We start from the raw sequence: 17,466 nt of genomic DNA, 5'->3' as shown, positions 1-17,466 counted from the left end.
ATAATATAACCCTAAAACAAAGATTATGAAAGAAAATATTACTTACCCATTGAACGCCATACAGTGGGAGTGCTATGAGGAATTTATGCAAGCCCCAGAGTTGACGCAGCACAACGTTACATTATGTATGCCCTTCGAACGCTCGTCAGCACAGCGTTTTCAGCGAGCCATGCAGCGGATGCTGGATGAGCAGCGTTACCTGCATATACATCTAGTTCGCCAGGGTGACGACATCATGATTTGTGAGGACTGGCAGATGCCCAACAACGTGCATTACTATCGCATGAGCGATGCGGAATGGGAGGCTGCAGAACCCACGTTTACAAAACCCTTCGACATATTCAACGAGGCCTGCGTTCACCTCTCTCTGGTAGAGACCGACAGTAAGTGCTACGTTGTCATGGAAAACCATCACCTTTTCTTCGACGGTATATCTCAAAGAGCACTGTGGAATGCTTTTGAAGAAGCGCTGCAGGGCAAGCCCCTCTATCAGCAGGGAGACATTGCCGCAGAAATAACACGTCAGGAAATCGCCAGCTACGACAGCGATGCCTATCGCCGTGCCAGGGAATACTATTTGAAGAAGTTCGAGGGCCTACAAGTGACTGATTTTTGTCGTGAGACCGACAACCCATTGGGACCTGCCATTAGTTCGCACCCCATGGTGTCGGCCACTATCATCGATGAAGGCTGTCAACGCATAGGTCAAACGCCCACCACTGTTTTCTATGCTGCCTATGCCTTGGCATTAGCCTATATGTCGGGCGAGAGGCGTGTGGCTTTCTACACCTTTAATCATGGGCGCGGCGACCGGCGACTCACCGACCATGTCTATGGTCACTACTTAACCAGTCTGCCTATCATGATCGATACAGATCCAGGTCAGACCGTGACCGAACTGCTTAGCCAGACACGCAGAGAGTTATTCTGTTCCATGCGCTACCGCATCTACCCTGAATATCATCTGCTGCGCGAAATTGGTCTCGACGATGGTGCGGAGATGGGGTATAATGCCAGCACTATCTCAGAATATATCAATATCGACGGCAAACTGTGGAACACCTATCATATAGATCCATCGCTCACAGGCGAGCACTCATCTACCTACGTCACACGTCGTGACGATCTATACGAGGTATTTACTGATTGTAGCAGTGCCCTATATACTCAACAACAGATCGACACCTTGTCGGAAATAACCGGCCAGATGGCACTCCGACTTGTAGGCAACCAAGAAGAAACTATAAGTAATATTATATTCTATAAGAAATGAAACGAATTTTGTTAGCAGGCTATGGCAATGTCGCCCATGCCTTTGTACAAATCATGAAAGAGCAGGAACCGAGTGGAAGTTATACATTTACTACCTGCGACTTGAAGGATGGACAAGAGATTCTCAGTTATCTGCCAGAGCATCATAACGAATTTGATCTCGTATTAAACACGTCGCAGGCCGAGACCTGTGATGTTACACAGATGTGCATCGACTACGGCCTGGACTATATTGATATGGGTGTAGATGAAGGTATGGGTGATGGTACGACGGCTGTGGACTTCTTGTTCGCTTTGGATCCGCTGCTGAAATGTCCGACCCGCAGCCGCATCATGTGTGGCTTTGGCATCAATCCCGGTATCCTCGAACACGTCTATCAGAAGTACAAGCCACAGGGGCCGCACTATGCCTTCGAGTTGGAACACGACAATGCTGTGAGTGATGAATATGAGGTATTTGGCACCTGGTCACCGTACATGTATGCCGAGGAGAGTTGCCGTGCTGAGTTGGTCGTGATAAACAAAGATAAGATCAATTACATTACACAGCAGCTGAAGGATGATGGTGGCGCCATGCACCTTACCTATCATGGCGAGCAACGCAAGTATCTCCCCATACCTCACGAAGAACTGATGTCGATGCTGCACAGCGACGAGAATCTGCTCGGATCGGCCTATCTCTTTCAGGCCCCACGAGGAATGCAGCAATGCTTTCTGGACCATGGCACTGAAATGACGGTTGAGGAGTTCCTCAAGATTCCCGTGCCTCACTGCCTCAAGGGTGATGATCATGTGGGAATGCTCTTCTGGGACACACGCGATAGGATGTACTGGGTGAAGAACGTGATGGCCAACCAGACCACCTGGAAGCGATACGGCACCAATGCTGTTTGCTGGCAGACGGCCACTGGAGCCTGGATAGCCTATCGGCTGCTCGATGTCGTCAGCACCAACCATCCTCACACCATGACGGAGCTGTCGCTGCTCATGCCAGAGAAGATTGACGCCTTGCTCAACCAGATAGGTCTTACCTTCGAGGTAGAGGAGCAGCCTTTCAGCGTCGAAGAGTTCAAAAAGAATATCATGCGCTATTTTTAATTTCACGTCTTAAAAATTATCACGCTATGAAACGAATTTTATTAGCAGGCTATGGTAATATCGCCCATGCCTTTGAGAAAATAATGTATGAGCAGGAGCCAAAAGACAGTTTTAAACTGACTGTCTGCGACTTGAAAGAAGGACAAGACATTTTCGACTTTCTGCCCCGTCACCACGATGAGTTCGATGTGGTGGTCAATACATCGGTGGCCAACAGCATAGAGATTGCCCGTATGTGCATAGACTACGGCCTTGACTGTATCGACGTGGCTGGCTTCGCTGACGGCATAGAAACGGATGATACCGTATCTACGCCCGTCTATATAGAGGAAATGAAGCGGATATTGTGCTGGCCTACGCACAGCCGTATCATGTTCGGCTTTGGCATCAATCCAGGCATACTCGAACACGTCTATCAGCGATACAAACCACAGGAGCCACACTATGCCTTCGAACTGGAACACGACGATTCTGTGAGTGATGAATATGAGGTATTTGGCACCTGGTCGCCATTCATGTATGCCGAGGAGAGTTGCCGCGCCGAGTTGGTGTTTGGAACCAGGCAGAACGTCATCGATGTGACACAGCAACTGAATGACGAAGGTGGCACCATACGCCTCACCTATCACGGCAGCGAGCGCCATTATCTGCCCGTACCCCATGAGGAACTGCTCTCCATGCTGCACAGCGACGAGAACCTGCTGGGCACGGCTAATATCTATCAGGCCCCACGAGGCATGCAGCAGCATTTTCTGGAACGGGGCGCCGACATCACCGATGAAGAGTTGCTTTCTATCCCCGTACCCCATTGCCTGAAAGGCGAGGATCAGGCGGGCATACTTTTCTGGGACACAAAAGAAAGGCTCTACTGGGTGAAGAGTGTGGTGGCCAACCAGACCACCTGGAAACGCTACGGCACCAATGCCGTATGCTGGGAGACTGCCACAGGAGCCTGGATTGCCTATCGGTTGCTCGATGCCGCCAGCACCGACCACCCTCACACCATGACCGAACTGTCGCAGATCATGCCCGAGAAGATTGATGCCTTGCTCAAGCAGATAGGTCTTACCTTCGAGATAGAGGAGCAGCCTTTCAGTCTCGAAGAGTTCAAAAAGAATATCATGCGCTATTTCCAAATTGATGGTTAAGATGATAGAGATTAAGAACGCGATAAAGGAACAGAACAAGGATATTGCCCGACTGATAATGATGGCAATGACAGACGAGTGTTGTAAGTTTTTCTGTGGCGAGGGCTACGGATTGGACGACTTTTACCGGATGATGTGCCACCTCGTAGAACGTGATGACTCGCAGTACAGTTACAAGAACACGCTGGTGGCGATGGACGGTAAGCAGGTGGTAGGCGTATCGGTAAGCTACGATGGAAGCCGCCTGCACGAGTTGCGGTGTGCTTTTATCGAGGCCGCCAAGACGTACATCGGTAAGGATCATACTGGTATGGACGATGAGACACAGGCTGGCGAGCTCTATCTCGACTCGCTGGCCGTGCTACCAGCCTATCGTAGGCAGGGTATAGCCCAGCAGTTACTGATGGCCACCAGGGAACGAGGCTACCTGTTACACCTGCCCAGAGTGGGACTGCTGGTTGATAAAGGCAATCCCGACGGTGAGGCACTCTATACCAAAGTGGGATTCGAGTACCTTGACGACAATCTATGGGGCGGTCACCCCATGAAACACCTGATAATCAGTACTGCTCCTTGTGATATGCACTAATTACTTATTTGTGGTTGGCGGTGTAATCGAGGGCGGCGCCGATGGCGGTGCAATACTGCGAGTACTTGGGGATGTGGAAACGGATGTTGTAAAGCGTTTCTAAGGCGGGGAACACCTCTTTACACTGGGGAAGCAGCGAGAGGTTGCCTATGAGCACGAAATCGCGTATATCGCTGCCTATAGAGGCGAGCCAGGCGGCTGAGCCTATCGACTGCAGTACCATATGGATCAATCCTGCGGCAATATCCTCCTTTGAGGCATCGCTCTGGGCGTTGGCAAAGTTACTGGCAGTGGTATCCATGGTGAGTCCTGGCACGGGGATGGCGCTGATATCGCCAATGGTAAGGTCGATATTACGAATGTTACCGTGCTTGGCCATGGTGGCCACCTGCTTGATATCGCTGGTGTTGAGCATAATGCGGGCTAAGCCTGCCAAGGTACCACCACCCACGCCAATACCGCCAATATGGCGCATATCGTTGCCATCGCAGCGCACAAACGAGGTACCAGTACCCATTGACACAACGATGGTGTGATCGAGCTTTGACTCGAAACGGGCGCCCAGACCATCGGCAACGAACTCCTGACTCTTGGCGGTGGGCAATCCGTAGATGGGCTGATCGATATAAGCAGCACCTACGCCTGTGAGCATCACCTGATCGACATCCTGCAGATTGATATCATTATCGTGCAGATACTTGCCAAAGGCTCCGAAAAGTGACGTGATAGGATCGGCAGCGGTGATGCTGATTGGAGCTGACACCTTGCCATTCTTGATTCCAACAATCTTTGTAGTTGAAATACCAACATCGATACCAATAACTATGCCCATGTTACATTAAACATTAAAGATTAAACATTAAAGATTAAACATTAAACATTAAAGATTAAACATTAAACATTTTAGGTATATATACGAAAAAACCCGGCTGTAGATAACTACAAGACCGGGCTAATGAAAGGAGGAGTGGTACCTCCAGGAATCGAACCGGGGACACACGGATTTTCAGTCCGATGCTCTACCAACTGAGCTAAGGCACCAACATTTCAAATTCGTTTTGCAAACATCCTTTCGTTGTTTTGCGGGTGCAAAGGTACGACTATTTTTCGAACCCGCCAAACTTTTAAACACCTTTTAACACTTTATTTTTTCATGCCAAAGGGTTCCAGCCTTGTGCTTTTAACGCAAACTCCTGATTATCACGGGTTACGAGTATTTGACCGAATTTTGCGTCGGTAATGTGACCAATGAGTTTAATGCCATCAATCTGCTGAATCTTCTCGTGATCGCCGATGGGAACGGTGAACAATAATTCGTAATCTTCGCCACCATTCATGGCGCAAGTAGTAACGTTCATGTTCATTTCTTCGGCCATTACGGCTGTCTGATAGTCGATAGGAATATTCTTTTCGTAGATACGGCAGCCTACCCCACTCTGCTTACAGATGTGCATGAGTTCGCTTGAGAGGCCATCGCTGATGTCCATCATAGCGGTAGGACGGATGCCTGCCTCGCGCAGCTTCTGAATGATATCGCCACGGGCCTCGGTCTGCAACTGGCGCTGCAACAGATACTCCTTACCACTGAAATCGGGCTGGAAATCCTTGAGAGCTGACAGCTGAGAGTTGAGAGTTGACAGTTTTGCATCGTTGCCGGCGGCTTTGGCCTCAGCTATCTTCTTTTGCAGATCGTTTATCTGACCGTAGTAAACGTTCTTTTCGCGCTCAAGGAGCTGCAGGCCCATATAGGCTGCACCCAGGTCGCCACTTACGCATACCAGGTCGGTATCCTTGGCGCCATTGCGGTACACAATCTCCTCCTTGGCAGCCTCGCCAATACAGGTGATGCTGATGGCCATGCCGGTATAGGATGAGGTGGTGTCGCCACCAACCACATCTACATTCCACTTATCGCAGGCCAGGCGCAGTCCGCTGTAGAACTCCTCGATATCCTCGACACTGAAACGCTTGCTGATGGCGAGCGAAACGGTGAGCTGACGGGGTGTGCCGTTCATGGCGAAGATATCGCTGATGTTTACCATGGCCGACTTGTAGCCCAGGTGCTTGAGGTCGATATAAGTAAGGTCGAAGTGTACGCCCTCCATCAGCATATCGGTGGTAACGAGTACCTGCTTATCGGGGTAGCTGAGTACGGCGCAATCATCGCCAACACCTTTTACGGTGCTGGCGTTCTTGATTTCGATATCCTTTGTTAAACGGTCGATAAGACCGAATTCTCCTAATTTTGCTATTTCCATCCTTCAGTTGGGTGATCGGTATTAAACTTGTCTTGGTTGTGAGCCTGGATACGCTCGGCTCGGATAATCATCTCGCGCATAATGGCAGTCATCTTGGGCTGTGCCATGTTGGCAGCCTCCTGCACCTCCTCGTGACTTACCTCGACGGGCACGTCGAAGCCACCCAGGTCGGTGATGACCGAGATACCAAAGGTTTTGATGCCACAGTGGTGGGCTACGATTACCTCGGGTACGGTACTCATACCTACAGCATCGCCACCAAAGATGCGATACATCTTATATTCGGCAGGGGTCTCGAAGGTGGGGCCCTGAACGCCTACATACACACCATGCTGCACGGGGATATTAAGATCGTTGGCGATGCTGTCGGCCTCGGCAATGAGGTTGTGATCGTAGGTTTCGTGCATATCTGGGAATCGGGGACCTGTGGGGAAGTTCTTACCACGCAGCGGATGCTCGGGGAAGAGATTGATGTGATCGGTGATAATCATCAGGTCGCCAATCTTAAACTGGGGGTTCATACCGCCTGCTGCGTTCGACACATACAGGGTGGTGATGCCCAGCTCGTACATGACGCGAACGGGGAAGGTGACATCCTTCATAGAGTAGCCCTCGTAGAAGTGGAAACGGCCCTGCATGGCCATGATGTCGACACCACCTAACTTACCAAAAATGAGCTTACCCTTGTGACCCTCGACGGTTGACACAGGGAAGTTGGGTATATCTTGATAAGGAAACTCGTAAGTATCAGTTATTTCTGAAGCTAATTGTCCGAGGCCTGTCCCCAGTACTATCGCTGTTTTGGGACTTGTGGTCATCCTTTCTTTTAGCCAGGATGCTGTTTCTTGAATTTTTGTATACATATCCTAAAATTTTTTGATTAAACTCTTTTTGCTGGCCTTGCATGATAGCAATACGCAGCGGTAACGCATAAAGATGGCGCTTCACGTCGTCGGTAAGTCCATCAACCACCATCAGGCGCGTGGCATCCTTTTCGGTGGTAAGCACCAGTCGCGGTTCAGGCAGCTGGGCAAAGGTCTCGTTGATGGCCAGGATATCCTTACGTTTGAAGTCGTGATGATCGCCAAAGGTGAGAGGTGTAATCTGCGAGTGATACTGCTGCAGATCGTGCATCAACTGCTCGGGCGAGGCAATGCCTGTAAGGAGCAGAATATTCTTGCCTGCTAGCGCCTCTAAGCTATCCACGGGAGCCATATTGGGCTCGTTGGTAAATACGGGGCGCGGGGCATCGTACTCTAAGGTTGAGAAGAACAGCTGCTGATAGGGATACAGATTCATAGCCTTGGTGATGACACGGAACTCCATGGGTTTGAGGTCCTTGGGGCACTTGGTGATAATCACGATGTCGGCTCTGTCCTTAGCCTTGACGGGTTCGCGCAAACGACCGGCAGGCAGCAGGCGATCGTAGATAACCAGGCGATGGTAATCTACCAGCAGGATGTTGATACCGGGCTTGACATAACGGTGCTGGAAAGCATCGTCGAGCAGCACCACATCGATATCCAACCCGCTCTCGTCGGCAGTGAGCTTGCTGATACCACGGGTGCGCTTGCGATCTACAGCCACAGTGATATCGGGAAACTTCTGTTTCATCTGGAATGGCTCGTCGCCTATCATAGGCATGGGGGTATCCTTATCGGAGAGCACAAACCCGCTGCTTTTACGCTTGTAGCCACGACTGAGCACAGCCACGTTATGCTTGCCCTTCAGCAACCGGATAAGATACTCAACATGTGGGGTCTTGCCTGTTCCACCCACAGTGATATTGCCCACAGAGATAACGGGGGTACTGAAGGAACGGCTCTTCAAGATGCCCATCTCGAACAGCAGATTCCTGATACCCACGCCCAGACCATAGAACCAGGCCAGGCCCAGCAGCTTATTATTGATTTTGATGAAATCGCCTTCCAAAACTTTATTTTCTTTTTTACTTCACACGAATGTCGTCGAGCATACGTGCCTGCATACGACTATTGTTCTTGAGATCGTTGCGAATCTGCATGAGTGGCAGATAGGCATCGCCCAACAGCTCGCGAATCTGACCATCGAGGTATGAACCCTTAGGCTCCTTGTTCATGAGCTTCTCGAACCATCCTGGCTCGGCAGGATAAGCGGCGGTGTGATACTCCTGAAGCTTAGCCAGCTCGGCAGCCTTCTTAACAGCATCGTCCAAGCTACCCAGCTTGTCAACCAGCTTGATGCCAAGGGCATCGCTGGCCAGCCATACACGGCCCTGACCTATCTCGTTAACCTGCTCGGGCTTAAGACCACGACCCTCGGCTACTACATTCAGGAAATTCTGATAACCACGATTGATGTAGTTCTGCATCTGGCGCATAATCTCCTGGGTGTCCTTACCTGCTACCAGCTCGGTTTCGTAACCGGCAAACTGGTGGGTCTTCACGCCATCGAAGGTGATGCCCAACTTATCGGTAACCAGACCGCTGACGTTAGGAATCAGACCGAAGATACCAATACTACCAGTGATAGTGGTAGGCTCGGCAATGATATAGTTGGCAGGTGAGCTAATCCAGTAACCACCCGAGGCGGCTGCACCACCCATAGATACTACAACGGGCTTCTTGGCCTTGATGAGCTTAACGGCATGGCGGATATACTCGGAAGCCACAGCGCTACCACCACCTGAGTTTACACGGAACACAACGGCTTTCACATCATCGTCGTCGGCCAGCTTGCGCAGGTCGTCGGCTACGGTCTTACCTACAATGCAGTGACCACCGCCTTCGAGCATGTTCATGGCCTCGCTATCTACAATGCTACCATAGGCATAGTAAACAGCAATCTTACCGCCATTCTCCTTCTGCTTGCTCTTTACGTTGAGCATGTCGCTCAGGGTAAGCTGGTTAATCTCATCGTTCTTACCCAGCTTGAGGCGGTTTTTAATCTCGGCCTTTATCTCCTCGGGGAAGAGCACCTTATCAACCAGCTTGCTCTTGATGAGCTGCTCGGCAGGTGTGAATGCCAGCAGGCTATCGTTAACCAGCTTGTCGAGCTCGTCGGCCTTAACCTTACGGCCCTCGGCCATCTCCTTGAGCCAGTACTTCCAGATACCACCCAGGTAGGCCTGGCGCTGCTCGCGATCGTAATCGCTCATGCCAGTAAGGGTGTTGCTCTCTACATAGCTCTTATATTTTCCAACCTTGGCCACCTGGTACTTGATGCCAAGCTTATCGTACAATCCCTTATAATACTCGCTCTTACCACCCAGACCGCGCAGATCTACCGAGCCCTGACCATTAAGGTAGATCTTATCGGCAACGGTAGCTACATAATACGAGGCCTGTGAGTAGTTATTGGCATAAGCCACAATCCACTTGCCGCTGGTCTTGAAGTCCTTGAGTGCATCGCGCAGCTGCTGGGCTGTGGCAGGGCTATCGAAGCCAGCCGAACCACCCTGGATATAGATACCCTTGATATCATCGTTGTCCTTAGCCTTGCGGATGCTGGCAATGAGATCGTCGAGACCCATAGAGCCTGTATCGCCTAAGCCTAAGAAATCGTCGAACGGTGTACCCTCTTCAGAACGCTCGTTGACAGAACCACTGAGTTTAAGCACGAACACAGAGTTTTCCTTGACCTTAGTTGCAGCCGAATCGCTGGCAACCATGCCTACCAAAGAAATAACGAAGAACAGTCCGGTAATCAGACTGAGGATAACAACACCACAGATAGTGGCCAATGTCATTTTCAGGAATTGCTTCATAAAATGTCTTTTATTGGTTACGTAACAGTTTGCAAAGATAGCAACTTTTTTGCATACAGCCAACAAATAAACGAAAAATAACACAAAAAACCGGCTGTCATCACGACACCCGGTTCTCGAAAAACAAACTACTTAAAAACTAATCTACTAAAACAAATCAAAAAAATTATTATTTGCGGTTGCAAAATTAGCGTGTTTTTATGTAACCCGCAAAAATTTTGTGATTAAAAACCGCATTTTTTGGCTAAAATACCTAAAAAAGGGGACGGATTGCAGAATCCATCCCCTAAATTGTTATGCAAGGTTTGCAAAATTACATCATGCCACCCATGCCTGGTGCACCTGCCATTGGCATAGCGGGCTCCTTCTCGGGTTTGTCGCAAATAATGCACTCGGTAGTAAGGAACATACCGGCGATTGAAGCGGCATTCTCGAGTGCAACACGGGCCACCTTAGCAGGATCGATAACTCCTGCCTCGCGCAGATCCTCGTACTTGTCGAGACGGGCATTGTAACCGAAGTCGCCCTTACCCTCGCGAACCTTCTGAACTACTACGGCACCCTCGCCACCAGCGTTGGTAACAATCTGGCGCAGAGGCTCCTCGATAGCACGGCAGATGATGTTGATACCTGTCTGCTCGTCGGCATTGTCGCCCTTCACGTTCTTCAGAGCCTCCTGAGCGCGGATGTAGGTTGTACCACCACCAGCTACAACACCTTCCTCGATGGCAGCACGGGTAGCGCAGAGAGCATCGTCGACACGATCCTTCTTCTCCTTCATCTCAACCTCAGAGTTAGCACCTACGTAGAGTACTGCTACGCCACCAGCCAACTTAGCCAGGCGCTCCTGCAGCTTCTCCTTATCGTAAGACGAGGTTGTATTCTCGATCTCCTTCTTAATCTGAGCGATACGATCCTGAATGGCCTGCTTGTCGCCAGCACCGTTAACGATAGTGGTGTTATCCTTGCTTACGGTTACCTTATCGCAAGTACCCAGCATCTCGAGTGTAGCCTGCTCAAGCTTCAAGCCCTTCTCCTCGCTGATAACTACGCCACCAGTAAGTGTAGCGATATCCTCGAGCATGGCCTTACGGCGATCGCCAAAGCCAGGAGCCTTAACAGCACAGATCTTCAGACCACCACGCAGACGGTTTACTACCAGTGTGGTAAGAGCCTCAGAATCAACATCCTCGGCGATTACCAGCAAGGGGCGTCCGCTCTCGGCAGCAGGCTGCAAAATAGGCAGGAAATCCTTGATGTTTGAAATCTTCTTATCGTAAATCAGGATGTATGGGTTCTCCATCACGCACTCCATCTTCTCGCTATCGGTGATGAAGTAAGCTGACAGGTAACCACGATCGAACTGCATACCCTCAACTACACCAATGTGTGTGTCGCGGCTCTTGCTCTCCTCGATAGTGATCACACCATCCTTAGATACCTTACGCATAGCCTCGGCCAGCAGCTCACCAATCTCCTTATCGTTGTTGGCAGATACGGTAGCTACCTGCTCGATCTTATCGTAGTTGTCGCCAACCTGCTCGGCGCTCTTAGCAATGTGCTCAGTAACAGCCTTAACAGCCTTGTCGATACCACGCTTCAGGTCCATGGGGTTAGCACCAGCGGTAACGTTCTTCAAGCCCTCTGATACGATAGCCTGAGCCAGGATGGTAGCTGTAGTTGTACCGTCACCAGCGTCGTCGCCAGTCTTTGAAGCTACGCTCTTAACGAGCTGAGCACCTGTGTTCTCGAACTTATCCTCGAGCTCAATCTCCTTAGCTACAGATACACCATCCTTAGTGATCTGAGGAGCACCGAACTTCTTCTCGATAACCACGTTGCGGCCCTTAGGACCAAGTGTTACCTTTACTGCATTTGCCAACTGGTCCACACCCTGCTTCATAGCATCGCGGGCCTCAATATTGAATTTGATATCTTTTGCCATGGTTTTATTTTACTATTTGACTATTTACTATTTGACTATTAAATTGTGAAATCGTGAAATTGTCCAATCGTCAAATACGATTATTTTTCAATAATCGCCAAGACGTCGCTCTGGCGCATCATCAAATACTTGGTTCCCTCGAACTCAAGCTCTGTGCCACTATACTTACCATAGAGCACCTCGTCGCCCTCTTTCAGAATCATAGCCTCATCCTTTGTGCCCTGACCTACGGCCTTGATGGTTCCGTGGAGTGGCTTCTCTTTTGCGGTGTCGGGAATGATAATACCGCCAATCTTCTCTTCTGCAGGTGCTGGCAATACCAACACACGGTCTGCTAATGGTTTGATGTTCATAATACTACTTTATTTTTTATGTTTAAACTTTTTTATTTCTGCCATGATAGCTGCCAAAACCGTGCCAAATACGGGTTAATGTGACACATTGGCAGAAAAGAACACCTATTTCGGGCGGTGCGAACCGTCGAGGCTATTAATCTTCATGGCATAGGTGGCAATCTCGATGACACCACCATACTCGCTGACGGCATAGTAGAGGAACCAGAACACCAGCATGCCTCCACCCGACAGCAGCGTGTAAGGCCAAACCTGAGTAGGAAAGGCTGCTGTAATGGCGATACTGCCCAAACCAAAAATAACGATGAGAACGCAACCTGTGATAAACGAGTGGTGCTTGCTAAGCAAACGGCGCTTGGTTTCGGGCGTCCACCAACTGGGAGCGTTAGCCTCGACAGTGGTTTGCTCAATGCTGTTCTGCGTTTTAAAATAGTTGCTCAGGAACATATACGACAGATACACGCCATGCAGGAAGAAGATGGCAAACGGCCACTCGCTATAGGGCCTGAGTACAGGGATAACAATTGGCAGCCAATAGGTAATGATGCCAACGCCTAAGATACAGATATCGCGAATGGCAATCCGGCGGGTAAGGTAATTGGGGCACATCAACGGGGTGTGGCTCCAGCTGAACATAACAGCACCAACGTGGAAATACGACACGCTGAGAGCCGAGGCTGCTACCGGATTCTGAAAACGCAACGTAAGATAGCCATGAATAAAGAAACCTATGGCAAAGTTGATATAGTTGATGGCTGTAATCTTACAACTACGATGATAGATATCGTACTTACGATACTCGTAGTTATTAAACAACAGCAAAAGGGCTAACAGAAAATTTACCAGGCATGCTGCATAAAGTACAGTTTGATATAAAACCAAATCCATAAATTTATAGTTGAACGTATAATTTTAATTGAAGAATCCCCGCCACTGACTGGCGAGGATTCGAAATCATATTTAATAATGTATTATTGCATATCGTAAACCACCTGCATGAGCTGCTTACCAAGGTCGTCGGCCTGCTCCATGGTCTGGGCCTCGCTATACACGCGGATGATAGGCTCGGTGTTAGACTTGCGCAAGTGTACCCAACGATCGGGGAAGTCGATCTTCACACCGTCGATATCGTTAACTACAGCGCTGCTATCCTTAGCAAACATCTCCTTAACCTTTACCAGGATGGCATCAACATCAGTCTCAGGAGTAAGGTCGATGCGGTTCTTGGCAATCTGATAGTCGGGGAAGGTGGCACGAAGCTCGCTTACCTTGCAACCCTTCTGAGCCAGACTTGACAGGAACAGGGCGATACCTACGAGGGCATCACGACCATAGTGGCTCTCGGGATAGATTACTCCGCCATTACCCTCGCCACCAATCACGGCGCCTACCTCTTTCATCTTGGTAGTTACGTTAACCTCGCCTACGGCTGCAGCGGTGTACTGGCCACCGTGCTGCTCGGTAACGTCGCGCAGAGCGCGGGTTGAGCTGAGGTTTGAAACGGTATTACCTACTGTGTGGCTCAGCACATAATCGGCTACTGATACCAGTGTGTACTCCTCGCCAAACATGGTGCCATCCTCGCAGATAAAGGCCAGACGGTCGACATCGGGATCAACTACGATACCCAGGTCGAAACCACCCTTCTTCATCTTATCCATGATACCATGCAGGTTCTTCTCCAATGGCTCGGGGTTGTGGGCAAAGTCGCCTGTGCACTCGCCATTCAGAATCTCGTAATCTACATCAAGCGCCTTAAACAGGTCGGGCAGGATAATACCACCTACTGAGTTGATGGTATCTACGCACACACGGAACTTACGCTTGCTGATGGCCTCGCGATCAACCAACTTAAGTGCCAGCACTGAGTCGATATGACGCTGGTTGAAGCTATCGTCGATGGTGCAAGAACCCAACTGATCAACTTCGGCATAATCAAAATCCTCGGCCTCGGCCAGACGGAGCACCTCGGCGCCATCGGCTGCTGTAAGGAACTCACCCTCGCTGTTGAGCAGCTTCAGGGCATTCCACTGACGGGGATTATGCGAGGCGGTAATGATAATACCACCATCGGCACCTGCCATACGTACAGCCAACTCGGTGGTTGGTGTAGTGGCATAACCAATATCGATTACATCGTAGCCCATACCCATCAAGGTTCCAACTACTACGTTACGAACCATCAGGCCTGAAATACGACCATCGCGACCCACTACTATCTTTTTGCCACCAATAAACTGGGCATAAGCAGTGGTAAACTTTACTATGTCTAAAGGATTAAGCGTGTCACCTGTGCGTCCGCCGATTGTACCACGGATGCCGGAAATAGATTTGATTAATGTCATAATATGTTTATAATTCTCTTAAGATTCACGTTGGAATGTGAGCTCATAATAATAGGGTGTTACATAGCTCGAAGCTGTAGCATGACCCTGAGAATGAGGCACAATCAGGCGCACCTTGGCGCACTCGTCGGTAAGCGACTGAGGGCGGCCCACCTTTACATAAGTAAGGGGAACCAACCAGCCTGAAGGTACCGAAGCACTCGAATAAGCCTTATACATTAGTCCGCTCTCGAACGATGCAGTGAAAGAGCTACCTGAGCGAGATACTGATATAATGTCGGGCAGTGTTACCACCGAAATGCCACTATACGACAAGCGTGGATTGTTGTTGCAGATAGTTGTGGTATCCTCAAGGATATTATACTCAGCGAATCGGGCTACCAGACGAGTGCTCTCGCCATCCTGCAGCTGGGTGCCACAGCCTGGGCGAACAATCTGCATGTACACACCACTCTTATCAAGCTTTACATACTGGTTCTTAACCGTATCGGTGGTGAAACCCTGCTGGTTAAACTGATCCTCGCTAATAACAACAATCGAGCGGTCGGAAATGAACTTTGCAATAGCATTACGTTCCTTTTCCTTCTTATCGCCGTAGGTCTCATAGTCGTTACAACTGCTGAGAACAGCGGCCATGGCTATCATGATAAACAGTATCTTCTTCATCTTGCATTTACTATTTGATGGTGCAAAAATACGAATATTTTCGTAAACACCAACAATATTAGGCTACTTTAACTTGTTTTCATAGGCAGAAATTGCCTTTTTGGTAATTTCAATCGCCTCTTCGATGGTTCCTTCAACCTTTCCGCCCGATGCATTCAGGTGTCCGCCACCATTAAAGAACTCCTCGGCCATCAGGTTGCAGGGAAAGTCGTCGACAGAGCGCAGACTAACCCAAACCATATTCTTCTCGGTATCCTCGCGCAACGAGATCGACAGTTTAAGCCCCTTAATCTGCTGGGGCATGTTTACCAAGCCCTCGGTATCGCCCTTGATATAGTTGAAACGCTTCAGCTCGTCGCGAGTAATCGAATAGTAGGCGGCATGATACTCGGGCATATAAACCAGCTTCTCGTACATCACATACCCCATCAAGCGGATACGATCCTCGGAATAGTTATGATACACGTTGCGATAGATACGATCCTTATCGATGCGCTTGGTGAGCAGCTCGCTGATAATCTGGAAAATCTCGGGACGGGTGCTGTTGAAGGTAAAGCCACCTGTATCGGTCATCATTCCACAATACACGGGTACGGCAAAAGCCTTATCCAGCTGGGCAAAAGCGCCCATCTGCCATACAATGCGGAACACCAGTTCGCAAGTGCTCGAAGCCTCGGGCTGCGACACTACCAGGTCGGCAGGTACATCGGGCTTCAGGTGGTGATCGATAAGCACCTTCTTGGCCTTAGTGCTTACCAAGGCCTGCTCCATCTCGTCGACACGACTTGGTGTATTGAAGTCGAGACAGAAAACCAGGTCGGCAATCTTAAACAGCATATCGCACTTTTCGCGATGCTTATCGTAACGCACAATCTTATCAGTATTGGGCAACCACATCAGGAAGTCGGGATACTGATCGGGCACAATCACGGTAACATCCTTTCCGCGCAAGCGCATATACTCAGCCCATCCTAACGACGAGCCGATAGCATCGCCATCAGGACTCTTGTGGCAAACCACAAGTACCGTATTTGCATCAGAAATCAGCTGGTCCATCAGGGCCAGCTGATTAGTATCTAAAATGTTTATATTCATTTAGAACAATTTGTTAGGATATACACCCTCGTCGACCAGCTGCTTGATACGAGCAACAGTAGCGTCGCGATCGGCTGCATAGGTTACGCCGAACCACTTGCTGGTGGTATCGAGAACCTCGACAGTAGCAGTACCGTCGTTGATGAGCTTGTTAACCATGAGGGGGATAAAGAACTCGGCCTTAAGGTTCTCGAGGTTCTTTGGATCGCTCAGGAACTCCTTGAAGTACTCCTCAGAATACTGGAAGTAATCGGGTGTGAAGCCCCACATATTCATTGATACAGGAGTGTTATCCTCGACAGCTACCCACTTGCCGTCCTCGTCCTTATAACGAACAGGCTCGTTAGCGGCACCTGCGTTCGAACCATCCTCAGCGCAACGTACAATCTCGGTACGCTCTACTACAGTTGTCAGGTGGCCCTTTTCGTTCTTTGAGCAGACACCACGTGCTACAGTACCATTCTCAGAGAGGGTATTGCCTACACGGAAACCTACCATAGCATACTGGTTCTTAGCACCCTCGGGCAGATTTGCCAGGTACTTACCAATAACCATGAAGGCATCGCGATTGTAGAAATCGTCGCAGTTAATTACACAGAAAGGCTCCTTGATAACGTCCTTACCCATGAGTACAGCGTGGTTGGTACCCCATGGCTTCTGACGGCCTTCGGGAACGCTGAAGCCCTCGGGCAGTGCGTCGAGTGCCTGGAAACAGAGTTCGCACTTTACCTTACCCTCGTACTTAGCGAGAATCTGGGTGCGGAACTGCTCCTCGAAATCCTTACGGATAACCCATACAATTTTGCCAAAGCCAGCCTGGATGGCATCGTAAATACTATAATCCATAATGGTCTCGCCATTTGGGCCCAGACCGTCGAGCTGCTTCAAACCGCCGTAACGGCTACCCATACCAGCTGCGAGCAAAAACAAAGTCGGTTTCATTTTTTCTAAA

16 protein-coding genes and 1 tRNA gene are annotated in these 17,466 nt (G+C 49.6%); 4 read left to right on the top strand and 13 right to left on the bottom strand.

The genetic code is table 11. The annotated features are described in order from the left end of the window. Positions 1-25: 25 nt before the first annotated feature. The 4 genes from PRU_RS01585 to PRU_RS01570 are packed head-to-tail and all read left to right on the top strand — an operon-like array spanning position 26 to position 4,107. On the top strand, positions 26-1,273 hold the full coding sequence (locus tag PRU_RS01585; protein WP_013065045.1) for a condensation domain-containing protein: 1,248 nt from the start codon (positions 26-28) through the stop codon (positions 1,271-1,273). Then, complete coding sequence (locus PRU_RS01580; protein WP_013064902.1) at positions 1,270-2,370, top strand: hypothetical protein; 1,101 nt, start codon at positions 1,270-1,272, stop codon at positions 2,368-2,370. The genes PRU_RS01585 and PRU_RS01580 overlap by 4 nt, the downstream gene beginning before the upstream one ends. Positions 2,371-2,396: 26 nt before the next feature. Further along, on the top strand, positions 2,397-3,518 hold the full coding sequence (locus tag PRU_RS01575) for a hypothetical protein (RefSeq protein WP_013064097.1): 1,122 nt from the start codon (positions 2,397-2,399) through the stop codon (positions 3,516-3,518). Position 3,519: 1 nt separating this feature from the next. After that, a complete protein-coding gene (locus PRU_RS01570; RefSeq protein ID WP_013065153.1) occupies positions 3,520-4,107 on the top strand; it encodes a GNAT family N-acetyltransferase in 588 nt (195 codons plus the stop codon). Positions 4,108-4,111: 4 nt separating this feature from the next. Here PRU_RS01570 and coaW read toward each other — a convergent pair whose 3' ends face one another. The 13 genes from coaW to PRU_RS01505 all read right to left on the bottom strand — a co-directional run bounded on the left by coaW (position 4,112) and on the right by PRU_RS01505 (position 17,456). Continuing rightward, positions 4,112-4,939, bottom strand: coding sequence for a type II pantothenate kinase (gene coaW / locus PRU_RS01565; protein ID WP_013064480.1), 828 nt, complete (start codon positions 4,937-4,939; stop codon positions 4,112-4,114). A 136-nt stretch (positions 4,940-5,075) separates the two neighbouring features. Next, positions 5,076-5,148 (bottom strand) — tRNA-Phe (locus PRU_RS01560). A gap of 110 nt (positions 5,149-5,258) precedes the next feature. Beyond that, a complete protein-coding gene (gene thiL / locus PRU_RS01555; protein WP_013063349.1) occupies positions 5,259-6,365 on the bottom strand; it encodes a thiamine-phosphate kinase in 1,107 nt (368 codons plus the stop codon). Next, positions 6,356-7,228: a purine-nucleoside phosphorylase gene (locus PRU_RS01550; RefSeq protein ID WP_013064423.1), complete on the bottom strand. Its 873-nt coding sequence runs from the start codon at positions 7,226-7,228 to the stop codon at positions 6,356-6,358. Before PRU_RS01550 ends, thiL begins: the two co-directional genes overlap by 10 nt. Then, positions 7,113-8,297: a tetraacyldisaccharide 4'-kinase gene (gene lpxK, locus PRU_RS01545; protein ID WP_013063956.1), complete on the bottom strand. Its 1,185-nt coding sequence runs from the start codon at positions 8,295-8,297 to the stop codon at positions 7,113-7,115. Before lpxK ends, PRU_RS01550 begins: the two co-directional genes overlap by 116 nt. Before the next feature lie 16 nt (positions 8,298-8,313). Continuing rightward, positions 8,314-10,110: a signal peptide peptidase SppA gene (sppA, locus tag PRU_RS01540; RefSeq protein ID WP_041385515.1), complete on the bottom strand. Its 1,797-nt coding sequence runs from the start codon at positions 10,108-10,110 to the stop codon at positions 8,314-8,316. A 313-nt stretch (positions 10,111-10,423) separates the two neighbouring features. Continuing rightward, positions 10,424-12,055, bottom strand: coding sequence for a chaperonin GroEL (groL, locus tag PRU_RS01535; RefSeq protein WP_013065434.1), 1,632 nt, complete (start codon positions 12,053-12,055; stop codon positions 10,424-10,426). Between the two features lie 80 nt (positions 12,056-12,135). Beyond that, a complete protein-coding gene (locus tag PRU_RS01530; RefSeq protein WP_013064936.1) occupies positions 12,136-12,408 on the bottom strand; it encodes a co-chaperone GroES in 273 nt (90 codons plus the stop codon). 105 nt (positions 12,409-12,513) lie between these two features. Then, a complete protein-coding gene (locus PRU_RS01525) occupies positions 12,514-13,296 on the bottom strand; it encodes a hypothetical protein (RefSeq protein WP_013063997.1) in 783 nt (260 codons plus the stop codon). 83 nt (positions 13,297-13,379) lie between these two features. Continuing rightward, positions 13,380-14,753, bottom strand: coding sequence for a phosphoglucosamine mutase (glmM, locus tag PRU_RS01520; protein ID WP_013063379.1), 1,374 nt, complete (start codon positions 14,751-14,753; stop codon positions 13,380-13,382). A gap of 18 nt (positions 14,754-14,771) precedes the next feature. Next, the gene (locus PRU_RS01515) at positions 14,772-15,419 is read right to left on the bottom strand and encodes a DUF4827 domain-containing protein (RefSeq protein WP_033151423.1); all 648 of its coding nucleotides are present in this window, start codon (positions 15,417-15,419) and stop codon (positions 14,772-14,774) included. Positions 15,420-15,482: 63 nt separating this feature from the next. Next, positions 15,483-16,514, bottom strand: a complete 1,032-nt coding sequence (locus PRU_RS01510) for a DHH family phosphoesterase (RefSeq protein WP_013064015.1) — start codon at positions 16,512-16,514, stop codon at positions 15,483-15,485. After that, complete coding sequence (locus tag PRU_RS01505; protein ID WP_013065641.1) at positions 16,515-17,456, bottom strand: glycosyltransferase family protein; 942 nt, start codon at positions 17,454-17,456, stop codon at positions 16,515-16,517. Positions 17,457-17,466: the final 10 nt, after the last annotated feature.

Origin of the sequence: Xylanibacter ruminicola 23 (assembly GCF_000025925.1) — a bacterium.
GTDB classification, from domain to species: Bacteria; Bacteroidota; Bacteroidia; order Bacteroidales; family Bacteroidaceae; genus Prevotella; species Prevotella ruminicola.
Note: the sequence above shows the minus strand (reverse complement) of the source record. Positions and strands in the feature narration are given on the sequence as shown.